Source organism: Amycolatopsis umgeniensis, from assembly GCF_014205155.1.
GTDB classification, from domain to species: Bacteria; Actinomycetota; Actinomycetes; order Mycobacteriales; family Pseudonocardiaceae; genus Amycolatopsis; species Amycolatopsis umgeniensis.
Window position 1 is genome coordinate 794,985 of record NZ_JACHMX010000001.1, and the last position, 17,334, is coordinate 812,318.

The window sequence follows — 17,334 nt, forward strand, 5'->3', positions numbered from 1 at the left end:
AACGCGTCTTGGCCATGAGTGGGTTGCGCCCCGCACCTCACCTCACCCCGATGTCGCGAAAGCCACTTTCAGGACATCAGACGTCCCGAAAGTGGCTTTCGCGACACCCGAAGCCGACACGCAAGCGAGCAGCCCGATACCTCTGCCCTGCCCTTCGACTCACGTGTCCCGATTCCCCTGGAGGCCCGGCCGTGCCGATCTCGTTCCCCCGCCCGTCCCGCCGGACGCTCGCCGCCGCGCTGGCGATCGTCCTGTCCGCCGGTCTGCTGACCGTGCTGAGCGGGAGCCCGGCGAATTCCGCCGCCCCCACGGCGTCCGACGACTCGTTCTACACCCCGCCGTCCCCGCTCCCGGCGGGCAAGCCGGGTGACATCATCCGTTCGCGGGTCTCGAAAGCCGGTCCGCGTAAGGATTCCGTCAACGCGTGGCAGGTGATGTACCTGTCGACCGACGCCCTCGGGCGGCCGGACGCGGTGACCGGGACCGTCCTGGTCCCGAAGAACGCCGACCCGGCGAAGGCGCCGATCGTCTCGTTCGCCGCCGGTACGCACGGTCCGGCGTTCGACTGCACGCCGTCGAAGATGATCGACATCGGCGCGTTCTACGAGCAGTCCGGTCTCGACGACGCTCTCGACGCCGGGTACGCCGTCGCGCTGACCGACTACGAGGGCTATCGCCAGAACCCGAAGACGACGTACGTGGTCGGGCGTTCGGAGGGCCCGGCGGTGATCGACGCGGTCCGCGCCGCGCAGCGCCTGCCGGAAACCAAACTGTCCGCCGACGCCAAGGTGCTCTTCCGCGGGTACTCGCAGGGTGGCGGGGCGGCGGCCTGGGCCGGTGAGCTGCAACCCTCGTACGCGCCGGAGCTCAACCTCGTCGGCGTCGCGGCGGGCGGCGTGCCCGCCGACCTGGTCCAGGTCACCCTGCAACTCGACGGGAAAGCCGGTTTCGGCGTCTTCGCCTACGCCCTCGTCGGCCTGGACAACGCGTATCCCGAGCTGAAACTGGACTCCTTCCTCAGTGACAACGGCCGCGCGAAACTGGCGGAGATGCAGAAGAGCGCTTGCACGTTCGAGCTGCTCACCACCTACGCGAACCAGAAGATCTCCGACTACACGACCAGCGCCGGTTACGTCCGGCCGGAATGGGTGAAGCGGCTCAACGAGAACAAGCTCGGCGGCACGCCTCCCCGGGTCCCGGTGTTCCTCTACCACGCCACAAAGGACCAGCTCGTGCAGTTCGCCCAGGCCGACGCGCTGCACAAGGCCTACTGCGCCGCCGGGGTCAAGACAACCTGGAAGACCTTCGAGACCGACCACATCACGGCGGTCTACACCGGCAACGCCGACGTGCTCGCGTTCCTCAAGGACCGGGTCGCGGGCACCCCGGCGACGTCGAACTGCTGAGCCCTCGATGCTCAGAACCGCCCCCGCGTCCTTTGTGGACGGCGTGGCGGCCGGCGGTGCGCGGACCGGCAAGCGGCGTGAGCTGCTCCGGTTCGCCACCGTCGGCCTGGCCGCGTTCGGCCTCACCCTCGGGACCAACTACGGGCTGAAACTCACCGTCCTGCAAGCCAAACCGGTCACCGCGCTGGCCATCGCCACCGTCGTGGCGACGGCCTTCGCGTACCTGCTTTCCCGTCGCTGGGCGTTCCACACCCGCGGCGGCAGGCGCCGTCTGCACGAGGCGGCGCTCTTCTTCGCCGTCAACGCGATCGCCGTGACGATCAACCTGTGCCCGCCCCTGATCTCTCGCTACGTCCTGCGGCTCGAGGTCCCCGAGGTCGGCTTCCTGGCGCAGGAGATCGCCGACTTCGTGAGCGGGATGCTGCTGGGCACCGCCGCGGGATCGGCGTTCCGCTGGTGGGGCTACCGCCGCTGGGTGTTCCCGGTGGCGGGGGCCCGTCAGACGTCGGCGGGCCGCAACCGTTCCGCGCGCAGCGCGAGTTCGATCCGCAGCCGCTGATCCGGATCGTCCAGCCGCTCGCCGAACAACTCCGTGAGCCGCCGCAGGCGCGCCCGCACGGTCTGCGGGTGCACGGCGAGCTGCCGGGCGATCTCGGGCGCGCTCCCCCGCGTCTGCACCTGCGTGAGCAGGGTCGCCGCCAGCTCGTCGTGCTGCCGCGGCGCCAATCCCGACAACGGTTCCAGCGCCTCGCCCGCCAGCTGGTCCAGCAGGAACTCGTCGGCGAGCAACAGCAACGTGGTGATGTGCTCCTCGCACCACAGCACCGGGCCGACCGTGGTGATCATCCCGCGTTGGGCCAGTTCGGACGCGCGGCGCGCGATCCGGAAGGACTCGGCGGCCTGCGCCATCGGGACGGCCACCCCGACGGTCGCCGACCAGCCAGACGGCAGTTCCCGCAGACCGCCGAGATCGGCTTCGGGACAGGCCACCAGCGCGCCGGGCGCGTCGGAGACGAGATCCGCGGGGACCGCCGTCGGCAACAGGCCCGTGGGGAACGCGGGCGCCCCGGGAGCCGCCGTGAAGACGACCGCGGTGATCCGCTGCGGGATCCGCCAGCCGATCGCGACAGCGAGCGCGCCGGCGTCGGCCTGGGCGTACCCCGTGCCGGCGGTCAGCAGCCGGAACAGCCTGGCCCGTTGCTCCGCGGGCCCGGTGGCCTCGGCCTGCGCGGCGTTGTAACCCTCGGTCAGCGCCATCGTCACCTCGACGACGTCGCCGAACAGGCATTCGGCCGCGCCGTAGAGGACGTCCCCCGACAGCTGGAGCTGACGGCCCGCCGCGGCGATCGAACGCCACAGCACCCAGCTCGAGACCCTGAACGCGGCCTGCGCGGCCTCCCGGCTGAGTCCTTGATGGAACGCGATCCTGCCCTGCGCGCGGAAGTCCGCCAGCAGGTCGTTCTGCAGTAGTTCGGGGACGCCGACCCGGTCGATGGCGCGTTCGATGCTGCGCCTGGTCAGCTCGACGGCCGCGGCACGGGCATCGCTGTCGCTGAAGACCTCGGCGCACTCGCCGATTTCGGACACCACGCCTTCGACGCAGTGCCGGGCGATCGCCGGGATGCGCGGCCTGACGGCGTCACCGAGTTCCCTCGGCAGGCGTGCCCACAACGAACCAACGGGCTGCCAGCTCACGTGTGCGTTCTCCCGCTGTGAAGTATGCCGACGATTACGGGCACCAATTCCCCTTCGTCCGCGCGCCATCGGCGCACTCGAATGCACGGAGCGTAGAACCGGCGCCACATCCGTGTCAAAAGCCGCCACGCCGAAACGCCCGTCCGTGTCACCGGCGTGGAGTACCGCGACTTTCCGTCGCCAATTCAACGTCACATTCGTGGTACACGCGGTCGTCCGATCCAGTAGAAACACTCCCGGCACCCGGTCCGTCGATCCGACGCGGTTGTGCAAAGGGATTCACGTTTCCCGTCCCCTGGTTCGAAGAAAATCAAAGGTGGTCTTCGTGGTCGAGTACCGCAGTTTCGGCATGCTGGCGACGTTGCCGCGTTCGCTCGGCGAAGAACTGCGTCCGTATATCGGTCACGCCGCGGCGGCCATGATCAAACAGGTGCAGCGATCGGTCAGCGCGTACTCGCTGCCGTTGCGCGGCGTCTTCGGCCGGGTCCTGGTCGTCTCGTGCGAGCGGGCGGTGCAGCATTACGTCGACTGCATCGGCGATCCGGACGTCCCCCACGACCGCTGGGTCGAGTTCTACCGCCTGCGCGGGCGGACCGAGTTCACCGAAGGCCGCGGCCTGGAACCGTTGCACGACAGCGCGACCATCGGCGCACGGGCCGCCTGGCGCGCGATGCGGCCCATCGTACGCGGACTCGGTGTCGGCGCGGACGTCATCGCGCTCGCGGCGGAGTCCGTCTTCGTCTACGTCGACGAACTGTGCGCCACGACGATCGAGGGATACCAGGAGGCCGAAGCCAGGGCGGCGGGTGCGATCCCGCTCCGTCGCCGCCGCCTGCTCGAACTGATCGCACAGGCACCGGAAGGGTCCGCGTGCAGCATCGCGAGCCTGGCGAACGGCGCCGGATGGCGGGTCCCGGAGACCGCGGCGATGGTCGCGCTCGAGCGCGCTCCGGGCGCTCCCGCGTTCCCCGCCCACCTCCTGGACGGCACGGTGTTGATCGACCTCGACACCACCGAGCCGTACCTCCTCACCGCGGATCCCGACACCGATCTGGCGCCGCTGAAGGACGCGATGGACGGCTGGCGCGCGGCGGTCTCCCCCGTCGTGCCGCTCACCGACGCGCCCGCGGCCCTCCGCACCGCCCGCCGCGCACTACTGCTGACCAGCGAGGACGCACCCGGACCGGTCGTCTGGTGCCGGGATCACCTCGCCACGCTGTGGTTGCTCGCCGAGGACTTCCTCGGCGCCGAACTCGCCAAACAGAGCCTCGACCCGTTCAGCTCGCTGAGCGACAAACAACAGGAGCGGCTCAGCGAGACCCTCCTGGCGTGGCTGGAAACCCGCGGCGGGGCACCGGAGATCGCGCAACGGCTGGGAGTCCATCCTCAGACCGTGCGGAACCGCCTGCGGCAACTGGAAGACCTGTTCGGCGACCGCCTCAGGGACGCCGACGACAGGCTGGGCATGCAGCTGGCGCTCCGCGCGCAACGGCTCATGCGCGCCCACCGCCGCGACGATGGGGAACCAGGGAGCTGACGCGCCGGAGCGGGCGTTCCGATGGCCGCACGGTGGGGAGCACCCAGCGCAAGCCTCGGCGGGCGCGTTTCGCCCTCGGCTGGTCGACGTGGAAGTCCGCCCGGCAGGCCATCGTTTTTCTCCCCGTGGTGACGGGTGTTTACCGACGCTTTCCTGAATACCGGGACGGTGGGAAAATGTCGATGCGGAATTGCCTCGCCGCCCCGGTTTTAGCATCCGACTCGGGGTCCGACCCGGCATTCTTGTCATCCGGGTCGCCATTACCGGACGTGTCCGGCGACACGCTGACGAACCCAGCGTTCTACCCGTTATTTTGACGCCTGACAACGGAAAGGCGGGACATGGCCCTCGAAGCGCGCACACTGACCCTGCACGGGCAGGAAATCCGGCTGCGGGAATACCTGCCGTCCACAAAGGACGCCACGGGCGAGCCGCTCGTCCTGCTGCACGGGATCTCGGGCAGCGGCGAGACCTGGGTCCCGTTGCTCGACCATTTCGAGCGGACCGGCTTCGGACGCCGTGTCCTCGTCCCCGATCTCCCCGGCCACGGCGAGTCGGGGTCTCCCCGGGCCGACTACGGCCTCGGCGCGATGGCCAGCGTGGTCCGCGACGTCCTCGTGCTCACCGGGCACCGCCACGCGACCATCGCCGGGCACTCGCTCGGCGGCGGGATCGCGATGCAGTTCGCGTACCAGTTCCCGGAGATGTGCGCCCGGCTGGTGCTCGTGGGCAGTGCCGGACTCGGCCCGCAGGTGACGTCGGTCCTGCGTGCGACGGCCCTGCCGGGCGCCAAGGCGACGCTGTCGGCCGCCGTCAACCCGGCCACCGTCGCGATCGCCCGCGGGATCGGCGCCGTCGGCCGCCGTCTCGGCGGGAAACTCTCCCCCGAGACCCGGGAGCTGACCAGGCACCTCGCGTCACTGGCCGATCCGGGCAGGCGGCGGGCGTTCCTGTTCATCGCGCGCAGCCTGATCGACCTCCGCGGCCAGCGTGCGAGCGCCGTCGACAAGCTCTACCTGGCCAGGGAGGTGCCGACGCTCGTCGTGTGGGGCGCGCACGATCCGCTCATCCCGGTCGGCCACGGTCGGAAGACCAGCGAACTGCTGCCGGATAGCCGCTTGACGGTGTTCGAAAATGCGAAACACTTTCCACATGTGGCCGACCCGGCCCGGTTCGGCGGCGAGATCGAACGCTTCCTCGCCGAGACCGCGCCCGCCCGGTTGAGCCTGGACGAGGTCGTCGAGGTGCTCATCCGCGCCAGCGAGGCGGCGGAGGCCCTCGAAAAGGTCCCGGAAAAGTTGTCACCCGGACCCCATCTCAGGCCCGCCTAAATGTCACCCGCCGCCGGATCGGACCACCCGTTCGGGTGTAGTCCATCCAGGTGGCCGATCAAGGTCCCGCAAGCCGTTGACAGTCCTCTCGGCCGGATTTTATGTTGCGTGAGCCACAAAATCTGGATCGGCTTCACCGTTGAAGAGGCTGATTTTGTTGCCAGCAAGGATAAAAAACATGACCGAGTTGGATACCGGATTCTCGCGGCACGACCTGCGGACCGCACGGCCCGACCCCGACGTGCGCCACCCCGCCGCACCGCACCGCCAGCCACCGGGTCCGGTCCAGCGACCGCGCGCCTTCACGCCGGCACCGAGAACCCCAGTGGAGAACCGACCTGTGCGCAGCACCGGTGCGAATGGACTGTGGGCGTCACTGCCACGGGATCTCGGCGAGCGGTTCCGGCCGCGGGCCGACCCCTTGGCGCGAGCCATCCTTCAGGAGGTGCAACGAGCCGTCCCCGAGTACGCGCAGCCACTCGAAGGCGCGTTCGGACAGATCATCACGCAGGGTATCCGGCAGGCGATCCTGCACTGCCTCGATACCATCGGCCAGGGGACAGCGGCGCTCGACAAGTGGTCGGCGGTGTTCCGGAACCTCGGCAAGGTCGAGTTCAAAGAAGGCCGCAGCCTCGACTGCCTGCAGACGGCCTACCGCGTCGGCGGTCGCGTCGCCTGGCGGCATGTCTCGGAGTTCGGGCAGGCGATCGGAGCGGACGCCGATCTCCTGTGCACCGCGGCCGAGGCGATCTTCGCTTACGTGGACGAGATTTCCGCACTGTCCATCGAGGGCTACACGGCCGCGCAGGAACGGGCCGCGGGCACCAGGGCGAGACGCAGGCGCAGGCTGCTCGAACTGATGCTCTCCGATCCGCCGTCCTCACCGCAGTCGATCGCGTCCCACGCCGCCAACGCCCAGTGGGCGCTGCCCACCGAGGTCACGGTCGTCGCGCTCGAACGACGGCTCGGCCCGACGGACCCCGACAGCGCCGACCTGGACGCCGACGTCCTGGTCGACTTCGAGGGCCCCAAACCCTGTCTGGTCACCGGCGACCCCGACAAACACCTGAAGGACCTCGCCGAACGGCTTCCCGGCTGGCGGGCGGTGATCGGCCCGGCCGTGCGGCTCACCGAAGCACCGCGCTCCCTGCTGTGGGCCCGCCGCACGCTGCGGCTGGTCCAGCGCGGGGTCCTGCCGGACAATCCGGTCACGCGGTACAGCGATCACCTGTCCACCCTGTGGCTGCTCGCCGACGAGTTCCTGGTCCGTGAGCTGTGCACGCGCAGCCTCGCCCCGTTCAACGACCTCACCCCCAAGCAGCGGGCGCGGCTCGGGGAGACGTTGCTGATCTGGCTCCAGTCCCGGGGCAGCGCTCCGGAGATCGCGAAGAAACTCAAGGTCCACCCGCAGACCGTCCGGTACCGCATGCACCAGCTCATCGATCTCTTCGGCGACCGGTTGAACAACGCCGACGACCGGCTCGACATGGAGATCGCCCTGCGTGCGGAGGCCTTGCTCGCCGAGGACTGACCAGCGTTTCCCACTCACAACGAGGTGACGAGGTGACCCGACCGCAGGATGCCCGCAGCGGGATCGAGGCGACGTACGGCCCGCTTCTCACGCCCGCTCGGCCCGATGGGTCGAGCGGGCGTCCCGTGCAGCTCTGGGCGCTGCTGCCGAGAGAGCTGGCGACCGCGTTCCGGCCGGTGCTGGCCGACGTGGCCGGGGAGGTGGTCCGCGAGATCCAGCGGACCATCCCCGACTACGCGCGACCGCTGGACGGCGCTTTCGGGAAAGCGCTCAAGACCGGTGTCCAGATGGCGTTCCTGCAGTTCGTGGAGCGGATCGGGAACCCGGAAGCCCCGTCGGAAGACCGGCGGAGCGTGTTCCTGAGCCTGGGCGTCCAGGAGTTCCACCAGGGCCGCAACGTCGACGTCCTCCAGGCCGCGTACCGGGTCGGAGCCAGGGTGACCTGGCGCCGGGTGGCCGAGGCCGGCCGTCGCGCCGGCGTGCCCTCGGCGACGCTGTGCCTGCTCGCGGAAGCCATCTTCGCTTACATCGACGAGCTGTCGGCGCTGTCCGTCGAGGGCCACGCGGAGGCGCGGGAGAAGGCCGCGGGCGCACTGGAGCGCCGACGGCACCGGCTGATGGAGCTCCTGCTCGCCGACCCGCCCTCCCCTCCCGACGTCCTCAAGAACGCCGCCGACCTGGCCCGCTGGCAACTGCCCGACCTGCTCGTCGCCGTCGCCCTCGACCAGCCGTCGGACGAAGCCCCAGTGGCCGCGTCGAGCGCGCTGGCGGACTTCGAGAGCACCTCGCCCTGTCTGTTGCTCCCCGCTCCGGAACCGGATCAACGGGACCAGTTCGCCGAAGATCTGGCAGGCTGGCGGGCCGCGATCGGCCCCGCCGTCCCGCCGGCCTTCGCGGCACGTTCCCTGAGGGCCGCGCGGGAGGCCCTGCGTCTCGTCGACTCCGGCGGTCTCGCCGACGAGCCCGTGACGTGGTGCGTCGACCATCTTTCGCGCCTGTGGCTGTTCAAGGAACCGTTCTTGGCCGCCGAACTGGTCCGGGAACGGCTCGGTCCGCTGGCCGGGTTGACCGGGAAGCAGCACTCGCGGCTGGCCGGGACGCTGCTGGCGTGGCTCGAGACCTGCGGGAACGTCCGGGAAGTGGCGGAACGGCTAGCGGTGCATCCGCAGACCGTGCGATCACGCGCCCAGGAGCTGGAGGCACTGTTCGCGGACGGGCTGCGGGATCCTGAGCGACGGTTCGAGATGATCCTCGCCCTGCGGGCCGCCCCCTCCTGACGTCTGGGTTGTCGCGTGAAGGCACCCCTTGGGCAACGTTCGTGGCGTGACTCGCGTGCTTGGAGCCGTAACTCACGTGTTCGAGACCGTGACTCGCGTGCTTAGAGCCGTAACTCGAGTGTGCGGTCCCTGAGCACGTGAGTTACGGCTCCAGTCACACGAGTTACGGCTCCAGACACGGGAGGTCCGGCTCCGAGCACGCAAGTTCGGCGCACCGTCATCCGGGACGCGGTAAGTGCGGAGAACGGTCAGGCGGCGGCGAGGGCGGTGACTCGCCAGCGGCCGTCGGAGCGTTCGGCGGTGACGCTCAGCTGAGCCGCCCCCGTGCTCCGCTGCCCATCCCCCCGCACCCCGGTCTGGTCCAGGAACACCAGCAGCGAAGCCCGGTCCCCGTCGAGCATCTTGACGCCCGAGACCACCGGAGTCGACGTCACGACCAGCTTCTGCTCCGTCGCCAGCCCCCGGACCTGCGCGAACAGCTGGTCGTACTGCCCAAGCGCGTGCCCGGTCAGGACCTCTTTGGCGGCCTTTTCGCTCTTGGCGGGGTCGTCGTAGCGGTACGAGAACACCGTGCCGAGCGCTTTGCCGACCTGATCGCTCACCTCGGCGGTCGTGGCGACGTCGGTCAGGGCGGTGTTGTGCGCCAGGACAGCCGTGGCGTCCCGCGCTTCGATCGCGAACCACCCCGCGAGGCCCGCCATCACCACCGCGACAGCGCCGAACACCAAAGCCCCCCGTCGCCGCACCGGGACAACGACCGGAGCCGGTGTTTCCTCAGGCACGACAGCGTCTTCGAGGACCCGGGTGCTCCCGCCCATCTTTCCGGCGACCTTCACGGTGCGCCGCACCGGCTTGACGGCTCGTTTCGTGGTCATTCCGTCCTCCGTCAGGGCTTTCCGGTGTCGGTCACCGGCACTTGGCCGAGCGACGTGACGCGCCATCCGTCCGGTGTCCGGTTCAGGCCGGCGCGGAACCGGTTGTGCTTGGTGACGGCTTCCCCACCGTCGGGCCGGACTTCGAGTTCGACCGAAGCGATCACCTCGGCTGTCCCGCCGCCACTGTCCACTTCGGTCACCGCGGCGTCCACGACCCGGCCGGTGGTGACGGTCTTCGCCTGGCCGATCCGGCCGAGCCCGCCTTCCCGGTCCCGCGAGAGCTCGTCATGCAGCGCGCCGCCGGAAAGGTTCAGCCAGTTCTGGTAGCCCTGTTCGGCTTGGCGATAGTCCAAAGTGGTCAGTGCGGCGACCGCTTGTCTGCCCATCAGCAACGCCTCCTCACGGACCGTCGCCCGCGCGACGCCGTCGTCCCGGCTCGCGTCCCACCACGAGTAGCCGAACCAGGCGGCGAACGCGGTGGCCACCACCGCGAGCAGGACCGCGAGTCGAGTCATCGTCTTCACCTTCCCGGTACGTTCTGCGAGCCGCGCACGTTCGTCGGGTTGCCCTTCGGCAGCGCACAGCGCGCCGCGGTGTTCAACGGACGCGCCGAAGTGTCGAGCCCGTCGCGGTAGGCCGTTCCGTAGCCGGTGACGCACGGCGGCGGATCGAAGAACGTCAGCGACAGGCCGACGTGCGCGCCGTCCGGCCCCATGATCGCGTGGCCCGCCGCGACCGCCTTGGGCGCGGTGACCAGCAATTGCTCGAGGCCGTCCTGCCGCGTCTCCAGCACGTCCGCGGTGGTCAGCAGGTTCGCCAGCAGGATGCCGAGGCTCGGGCCGGTCTCCCGCAGGAGCGTGCTGACCTCGTTCGCCGCCGCCGGGACGGCCGGAATGAGCCGCCGCAGATCCCCGTCGGAGCTCTTCAACGTCGCGGCGAGCAGTTTCGCGTTGGTACCGAAGGAACGGATCGCGTCGGCCTGGGAGACCTGCGTGTCGAGCACTGTCTGCGCATCGGTCACGAACCTGGTCAGCGGGCCGACGTGCGCGCTCGCCTCCTTCACGAACTCGATCCCCCGCCCGACGAGCTGGTCCAGCGCCGGGCCGGCGTCGGAAGTCGCGTTGTACAGCTCGTCGACGACGGTCCGCAGGGCGGGCTTCGGCACCGAGTTGGCGAAGGAGTCCACACTGGACAGGACGACGTCCACCGGCAGCGGGATCTTCGTATCCGCTTCGGCGATCACCGAACCGTCTCGCAACATGGCGCCGTCGCCGCGACGCGGCCGCAGGTCGACGTACTGCTCACCGACGGCGGATCGGTTGGCCACGACCGCTTCCGTATCCGCGGGGACCTCCGGGCCGCCCGGATCGATGTCGAGATCCACCTCCATGCCGGAGGCGGTCAGCCGCAGTTCGCCGACCCGGCCGATCGGCACGCCGCGATAGGTGACCTCGGCGTTGCTGAAGATGCCCCCGCCGGTGGCGAGCCGCACCTTGACGGTGTAGCCGCGGTCGAGCACCAGCTTGTCCAGCCCCGCGTACGTCGCGCCGACGTACGCGACGCCGAGGACGGCGACGGCCACGAAGACCACCAGCTGGACACGGACGAACTTGGTCAGCATCAGCGGCCACCACTGTTCTTGAAGGTCAGGAACGTGTTCAGGTAGTCGCCGCGGATGGCCTCGAGCGCGGCGTCGGGGAACGGGAAGGTGAAGATCATCTCCATCGCCTTCGGCAGCTTGTCCCCGGAGTCGGCCAGCCGCCGCAGCAACGGCTCGAGCGCTTTGAGGTCGGCGACGAGGTCGTCCTTGCTGCGGTTCACCGTGTCGACCGCGACCGAAGTGAGCCCGTCCAGCGACTTCAGCATCCCGACGAGCGCCTGACGCTGCTGGTTCAGCACCTCGATCCCGGGGGTGAGCCCGTTCAGCGTCGCCTTGATCTCTTCGGTGTTCCCGTTCAGCGTCGCCGCGAGTTTGTTGACACTCTCGATCGCGCGCGTGATCTCCGCCTTGTGCTCGTCGAGCCCGCGCACGAAGGTGTCGAGATTCGCCAGCAGGCTGCGGGCCGCGCTTTCCTTGCCGCCGAGCGCGTCGTTCAGTTCGCGGGTGATGTTCTGCACCTGCGCGACGCCTCCACCATTGAGCAGCAGGGAAAGCGCGCCGAAGACCTCCTCGATCTCCGGGGTCAGCGACGAACTGGCGAGCGGGATCACCGCGCCGTCGACCAACCGCCCGTTCGGTGTCCCTTCGGCGGGCGGCGCGAGCTCGACGAACTTCTCACCGAGGATGCTCGCCTGCCGCAGCCGCGCGACGGCGTTGGCGGGCAGGTTCACGTCCCCGTTGATCAGCAGTCCGACCACCGCGCTGCGGCCGTCCGGCGCCAGTTCGACCGTCCGCACCTGCCCGACCGGGACGTCGTTGACCTTCACCCCGGACTGCGGCACGAGATCCAGCACGTTGGTGAAACTCGCCGTGACGTGGATCGGGCGCTCGCCCAGCGCGGCGCCGCCCGGCAACGGGATGTCGTAGACGTCGACACCGCCGCTGCAGCCGGTGGCGGCCAGCGTGAGGGCCAGCAGGGCCGCGCATTTGAACCGGGACTTCATTTCGCCCCCGAGAATTCGGTGAGGTTCCCTCGGCCGTCCAGCGTTCCCGCGCCCTGGTTGTACGCGCCGAGCACGTTCGCCAGCGCGTTCGGCGCGGCGTCGAGCGCCTCGCTCAGCGACGCCTTCTGCTGCGTGAGCACCTTGGTGATCTCGGCGAGTTTGTCCACATCGGACTTCACTTTGCCCCGGTTGTCCTTGATGAAGCCCTGAACCACGCTGAGCGCCTCGGTGAGTTCGGTCATCGCACCGGAGAACTGGTCCCGCTGATCGGCCAGGATCTTGCTGATCGAGGAGATCTGCTGGATCGCCTGTTTCACCTTGTCGTCGTTCGAGGCGAGCATCGCGGTGAACTTGCTGATGTTGTCGACGGAGTTGAACAGGTCGTCCTTGGAATCGCTCGCCGTCCTGGCGAACTCGCCGAGGTTCTTGATCGCCTCGCCGAGTTTGCCGCCGTTGCCGTCGAGGTAGGTCGCGGCCTTGGTCAGAACGTCGCTGACGGCTCCGTCCCGGTTGGCGCCCTTCGGTCCCAGCGCGGTCATCAGCTGGTTGAGACTGCCGAGGAGTTCGTCGACCTCGACGGGGGTCACGGTGCGCTCGGGTGGGATCCGGGCGTCGCCGCCCAGTTCCGGCCCGCCGAGGTACACCGGGGTCAGCTGCACGTACCGGTCGGCGACCAGGCTCGGCGTGATCACGACGGCGCCGACGTCGGCGGGCAGTTTGACGTCGGGCCGGACCGACATCGTCACCTCGACGTTCGTGGCCCGCGGTTCGACCTTGGTCACCGAACCGATCGGGACCCCGAGCACGCGCACCTCGGTGTTCGGGTACACCCCGACAGTCGCGGTGAAGTACCCGGTCAGGATGCGATCGGCCTGCCGCGTCAGCAGCGGCCAGGCCGCCGTCACGAGCAGCCCCGCGACGACGGCGACCGCGAGCCGCCGCAACCAGGCCCGTCGCCGGGCGTGCGCCCCGAGATCGGACAACGTGAAGTGGCGCCCCATCAGCGTCCCCCGTTCCTCGACGGCATGCAGCTGCCGGGTGTACTGCCGGTCGGGACGAGCCCGCAGATGTAGGTGTCGATCCAGCGGCCGTTGCCGACAGCGTTGCCGAGCAGCCGGTAGAACGGCCCGGCCAGCCGCAGGCTCTCGCTGAGCTTGTCCTGGTTGCGCTGCAACACGGTGGCGACGCGGTCGAGCTGGTCGAGTGCGGGACCGAGCGTCTTCTGGTTGTCCGCGACGAGCCCCTTGAGCTGCACCGAGAGGTTCTTCACGCCGCTGAACAGCTTCGCGATGGCGTCCTTGCGCGCGTTCAGTTCCGTGAGCAGCGTGTTGCCGTCGCGGATCAGCGCTTCGATCTGCTGCGACCGGTCGCCGAGTGTCTGGGACACCTTGTTCGTGTTCTGGAACAGCTTCACCAGTTCCTCGTCCCGGGACGCGAGCGTCTTGGACAGCGCGGTGATGCCGTCGAAGGCTGTCCGGACGTCCTGGGGCGTGGAGGCGCCGAGCGTCTCCGACAACGTCCCGAACGCCTTCGCGAGCTGATCGGTGTCGATCGCGCCCACCGTGTTCGCGAGGTCGTTGAACACCGTGGTGACGTCGTAAGGAGAACTCGTGCGCTCCACCGGGATCGGCTCGTCCGGATCCAGCTCCGCGTTGCCGACCGGGTCGATGACCAGGTTCTTCTGCCCCAGCAACGTCTTGATCTTGATCGCGGCGGTGGTGCGGTTGCCGACCCAGGTGTCCTTGACCCGGAACAGCACCTTGACGCGGCCACCGTCCAGCAGGACGTCGGAGACCTCGCCGACCTTCACCCCGGCGACCCGGACCTCGTCATTGCGTTTGAGCCCGGCGGCCTCGGTGAACTCCGCCGCGTACGTGGTGCCGCCGCCGACCAGCGGGAGATCGTCGGAGAAGAACACCGCCGAGCCGGCGACCGTCATCAGCGCGGCCGTGATGGCGCCTACCACGATCGGGTTGCGGCTGCGGAAGGGTTTGATCCTGGGCGCTTTCACCGGCACCGTCCCTGGGTCAGCGGGATGCCGACCGGCGGGCCGCCCGGGGCGGGTGGCGCGTCCGATTTGACCGAGCACAGGTAGAAGTTGAACCACGAGCCGTACGAGACCATCGCGCCCATGCGGTCCAGCTTCTTCGGGAGGTTGGACAGGAACTGCTCGAACACCGGGGTGTTGTCGGCGAGATTCTTCGACAGGTCACCGAGGGTGTTGATGCTGTCCTTCAACGGCGCGCGGCCGTCCTGGAGCAGGTCCGCGGTGGCGGTGGTGAGCTCGCCGAGCCCGCCGATCGCCTGCCCGATGGGCTTCGCGTCGCCGGCGAGCCCGGAGACCAGTTGCGCGGTGACGTCGACGAGTTTGTCGAACTGATCACCTTGGGAGTTCAGCGTGTCGAGCACCGTGTTGAGATTCCCGACCACCTCGCCGATCACCTTGTCCTTGCCCGCCAGGGTGCTCGTGAGCGACGCGGTGTGCTCCAAGAGGCTGTCGATGGTGCTCCCCTCCCCTTGCAGCACTTGCACGATCTCGAACGACAGCTGGTTGACGTCGTTCGGCGACAACGCCTGGAACAGCGGTTTGAACCCGTTGAACAACGCGGTGAGATCCAGCGCCGGAGTCGTCCGCTCCGGCGGGATCAGCGCGCCTTCGGTCAGCGCGGCCGGTCCGTCCGGGCCGGGGTCGATCGACAGGTACCGCTGGCCGACGAGGTTGCGGTACCTGATGGTGACCGAGGCGCCCTCGGTGAGACGGCGTTTGTTCTCGATCGAGAACCGCACGTCCGCCAGCCGCCGCTCGACCACCCCGATCGAATCCACCTGACCGATCCGGACCCCGGACATCCGGACCTCGTCCCCGGGGTTGACCGACGTCGCGTCGGTGAATCTGGCGGTGTAGCCGACCGTCGTGCCGACCCCGGAGTTCGCGATGGTGATGGCCAGGATCCCGGTCGCCACCACGGTGATCACGAAGAAGATCAGGCCCTTGATCGCCGGGCCCACGACACTCCTCATCGGACGGACACCTCCGTTCCGCGCAACGCCGGGCCCACGAGCACGCTGCTCCAGTCCGGGACCTCGGCCGGTTTCATCCCGAGCGACGGCGCCAGGATCTCGGCGACCAGCCCTCGCTCCCCCTTCGAATTTGCCGGGCCGAGGTCCCCATCGGCGGCGCTCACCACCGCCGCCGAAGTCGTGCCCCCGCCGTAGCACCGCGGGCCGCCCTTTTGGTCGAACCGCGGATCGTCCCGCCCCGGCACGTACTTGTCGCGCGGATCGTGGACGGACAACGTCACGTGCAGCCCCGGCTCACCGGTGCCCTTGCCCAAGGCCTTCTCCATCACCGGCTTGAGCCGGTTCACCGCGTCGAACAGGCACGGGAACTCGGGCGAATAGCGCGACAGCAGTTCCAGTGTCGGCCTGCTCTTCACGCTGACGCCGATGATGTTGTCCTTGTTCTGCACCAGGAACTTGTTCAGGTCACCGCTCGCGGTGGTGACACTGGTGTACAGCTTGTCGAGATCGGCACGAGTGTCCACAATGGTCTTCGCGGTCGTGGAGAGATCCGACAGGGCCTTGAGGATGTCCGGCGCGGCACCGGTGTAGAGATCGGCGACGTCGGCGAGGCTGCTGATGTCCGCCTTGAACTGCGGCATCAACGGGTTCACCTGACCGAGCAGGTCGTTGAGCTGGACGATGCTGTCCCCCAAGGCTTTCCCGCGATTGTCGAGCGCGAGCGAGATCGCACCGAGCGAACTGTTCAGCTTCTGCGGCTGCACCGCCCGCAACAAGGGCAGCAGGTCGCCGAGGACGCGTTCCAGTTCGATCGCGTTGGCCGACCAGTCCTGGCCGATGACGTCGCCGTCCTGCAGCGAACCACCGGCGGGCCGTTCCGGAAGGACGAGATTGACGTATCGCTCGCCGAACACCGTCTTGGGCAGCAGCCGGGCCGAGACGTTCCTCGGCAGCTGATCGATCTTCGCCGGGTCGATGGCCAGGTCGATCTCCGCGCCGTCCGCGCTGCCCCGGACCGCCCTGACCTCGCCGAACGGCACGCCGCGGACCTTGACCTCGGCGGGCGGGGCCAGCTGGTTGCCGACCCTGTCGGTTTTGAGCGTGACCAGTTCCGCGCGGTCGAAGTCCTTGTTGAAGATGGCCACCGCGACCCAGCCCAGCAGCACCAGGATGACGAGGAAGATCACCCCGGCGGCCTGTGTCCGCGCCCGCGCGCTCATCCGGAGACCTTCACCGTCGTGGTGGCGCCCCAGATGGCCAGGCTGAGGAACAGGTCGAGCACGCTGATCAGCACGATCGACGTCCGCACCGCGCGGCCGACGGCGACCCCGACGCCCGCCGGGCCGCCCGCGGCGCGATAACCGTAGAAGCAGTGGGTGAGGATGACGCCGACGCTGAACACGAGCACCTTGGCGAACGACCACAAGACGTCTTCGGGCGGTAAGAACAAGGAGAAGTAGTGGTCGTAGGTGCCGCCGGACTGTCCGAAGAAGACGACCGTCGTCACCCTCGAACCGAGGTACGAGATCAGCAGGCCGATCACGTAGAGCGGGATGATCGCGATGAACCCGGCCACGATCCGGGTGGTGACGAGGTACGGCATGCTGCGCACGGCCATCACCTCGAGCGCGTCGATCTCTTCCGAGATCCGCATGGCGCCCAGTTGCGCGGTGAATCCGGCGCCGACGGTCGCGGACAGCGCGAGCCCTGCCGAGAGCGGCGCGATCTCACGAGTGTTGAAGTACGCGGTGAGGAAGCCGGTCATCGCGGAGATGTTGATCTGGTTCAACGCGCTGAAACCCTGCAGCCCCACCGTGATCCCGGTGAACACGCACAGGCCGACCATCACGCCGACGGTGCCGCCGATCACCGCGAGGGCGCCGCTGCCGAAGGTCACCTCGGCGAGCAGGCGCACCACCTCGCGGAAGTAGCGGGTGACGGCCATCGGGATCGCCGCGAGCGCGCGGACGTAGAACAGCAACTGGTCGCCCAGCTCGAAAAGACTGTTGCCGGGGCGTTTGAACGCCTCGCGGGCCCGCTCGGGGACGCTGGTCACG

General features: G+C 68.9%; 16 protein-coding genes. 6 read left to right on the forward strand and 10 right to left on the reverse strand.

The features are described from left to right. The first annotated feature begins 191 nt into the window (after positions 1-191). Complete coding sequence (locus tag HDA45_RS03475) at positions 192-1,406, forward strand: lipase family protein (RefSeq protein WP_184891851.1); 1,215 nt, start codon at positions 192-194, stop codon at positions 1,404-1,406. A 7-nt stretch (positions 1,407-1,413) separates the two neighbouring features. Next, the gene (locus HDA45_RS03480) at positions 1,414-1,965 is read left to right on the forward strand and encodes a GtrA family protein (protein WP_246480596.1); all 552 of its coding nucleotides are present in this window, start codon (positions 1,414-1,416) and stop codon (positions 1,963-1,965) included. Here HDA45_RS03480 and HDA45_RS03485 read toward each other — a convergent pair. After that, positions 1,905-3,101 (reverse strand): PucR-like N-terminal domain-containing protein, encoded by a 1,197-nt coding sequence (locus HDA45_RS03485; protein ID WP_184891852.1) that lies wholly within the window; start codon positions 3,099-3,101, stop codon positions 1,905-1,907. The two genes, HDA45_RS03480 and HDA45_RS03485, sit on opposite strands and share 61 nt — an antisense overlap. Positions 3,102-3,417: 316 nt before the next feature. On the opposite strand from HDA45_RS03485, the gene HDA45_RS03490 reads away from it, so the two are divergent. The 4 genes from HDA45_RS03490 to HDA45_RS03505 all read left to right on the forward strand — a co-directional run bounded on the left by HDA45_RS03490 (position 3,418) and on the right by HDA45_RS03505 (position 8,777). Continuing rightward, positions 3,418-4,638 carry a PucR-like N-terminal domain-containing protein gene (locus HDA45_RS03490; RefSeq protein WP_184891853.1) on the forward strand — a complete coding sequence of 407 codons (1,221 nt, stop codon included), beginning with the start codon at positions 3,418-3,420 and terminating at the stop codon, positions 4,636-4,638. 341 nt (positions 4,639-4,979) lie between these two features. Next, positions 4,980-5,969, forward strand: coding sequence for an alpha/beta fold hydrolase (locus HDA45_RS03495; protein ID WP_184891854.1), 990 nt, complete (start codon positions 4,980-4,982; stop codon positions 5,967-5,969). 340 nt (positions 5,970-6,309) lie between these two features. After that, on the forward strand, positions 6,310-7,500 hold the full coding sequence (locus HDA45_RS03500; RefSeq protein WP_184905257.1) for a PucR-like N-terminal domain-containing protein: 1,191 nt from the start codon (positions 6,310-6,312) through the stop codon (positions 7,498-7,500). Between the two features lie 32 nt (positions 7,501-7,532). Next, positions 7,533-8,777 carry a PucR-like N-terminal domain-containing protein gene (locus tag HDA45_RS03505; RefSeq protein WP_184891855.1) on the forward strand — a complete coding sequence of 415 codons (1,245 nt, stop codon included), beginning with the start codon at positions 7,533-7,535 and terminating at the stop codon, positions 8,775-8,777. 248 nt (positions 8,778-9,025) lie between these two features. On the opposite strand, the gene HDA45_RS03510 is transcribed toward HDA45_RS03505, so the two are convergent. Genes HDA45_RS03510 through HDA45_RS03550 form a run of 9 tightly spaced genes read right to left on the reverse strand, consistent with a single transcriptional unit; the run spans position 9,026 to position 17,333 of the window. Continuing rightward, on the reverse strand, positions 9,026-9,652 hold the full coding sequence (locus tag HDA45_RS03510; RefSeq protein WP_184891856.1) for a hypothetical protein: 627 nt from the start codon (positions 9,650-9,652) through the stop codon (positions 9,026-9,028). 11 nt (positions 9,653-9,663) lie between these two features. Continuing rightward, a complete protein-coding gene (locus HDA45_RS03515) occupies positions 9,664-10,167 on the reverse strand; it encodes a hypothetical protein (RefSeq protein ID WP_184891857.1) in 504 nt (167 codons plus the stop codon). Positions 10,168-10,172: 5 nt separating this feature from the next. Continuing rightward, complete coding sequence (locus HDA45_RS03520; RefSeq protein ID WP_184891858.1) at positions 10,173-11,273, reverse strand: MCE family protein; 1,101 nt, start codon at positions 11,271-11,273, stop codon at positions 10,173-10,175. Continuing rightward, positions 11,273-12,256 (reverse strand): MCE family protein, encoded by a 984-nt coding sequence (locus HDA45_RS03525; protein WP_184891859.1) that lies wholly within the window; start codon positions 12,254-12,256, stop codon positions 11,273-11,275. Before HDA45_RS03525 ends, HDA45_RS03520 begins: the two co-directional genes overlap by 1 nt. Further along, a complete protein-coding gene (locus HDA45_RS03530) occupies positions 12,253-13,257 on the reverse strand; it encodes an MCE family protein (RefSeq protein WP_184891860.1) in 1,005 nt (334 codons plus the stop codon). Before HDA45_RS03530 ends, HDA45_RS03525 begins: the two co-directional genes overlap by 4 nt. After that, positions 13,257-14,267 carry an MCE family protein gene (locus HDA45_RS03535; RefSeq protein ID WP_343071971.1) on the reverse strand — a complete coding sequence of 337 codons (1,011 nt, stop codon included), beginning with the start codon at positions 14,265-14,267 and terminating at the stop codon, positions 13,257-13,259. The genes HDA45_RS03530 and HDA45_RS03535 overlap by 1 nt, the downstream gene beginning before the upstream one ends. Then, positions 14,264-15,277, reverse strand: coding sequence for an MCE family protein (locus HDA45_RS03540; protein ID WP_184891861.1), 1,014 nt, complete (start codon positions 15,275-15,277; stop codon positions 14,264-14,266). Before HDA45_RS03540 ends, HDA45_RS03535 begins: the two co-directional genes overlap by 4 nt. Further along, positions 15,274-16,497, reverse strand: a complete 1,224-nt coding sequence (locus HDA45_RS03545) for an MCE family protein (RefSeq protein WP_184891862.1) — start codon at positions 16,495-16,497, stop codon at positions 15,274-15,276. Before HDA45_RS03545 ends, HDA45_RS03540 begins: the two co-directional genes overlap by 4 nt. Further along, on the reverse strand, positions 16,494-17,333 hold the full coding sequence (locus HDA45_RS03550) for an ABC transporter permease (protein WP_184891863.1): 840 nt from the start codon (positions 17,331-17,333) through the stop codon (positions 16,494-16,496). The genes HDA45_RS03545 and HDA45_RS03550 overlap by 4 nt, the downstream gene beginning before the upstream one ends. Between the last annotated feature and the right edge of the window lies 1 nt (position 17,334).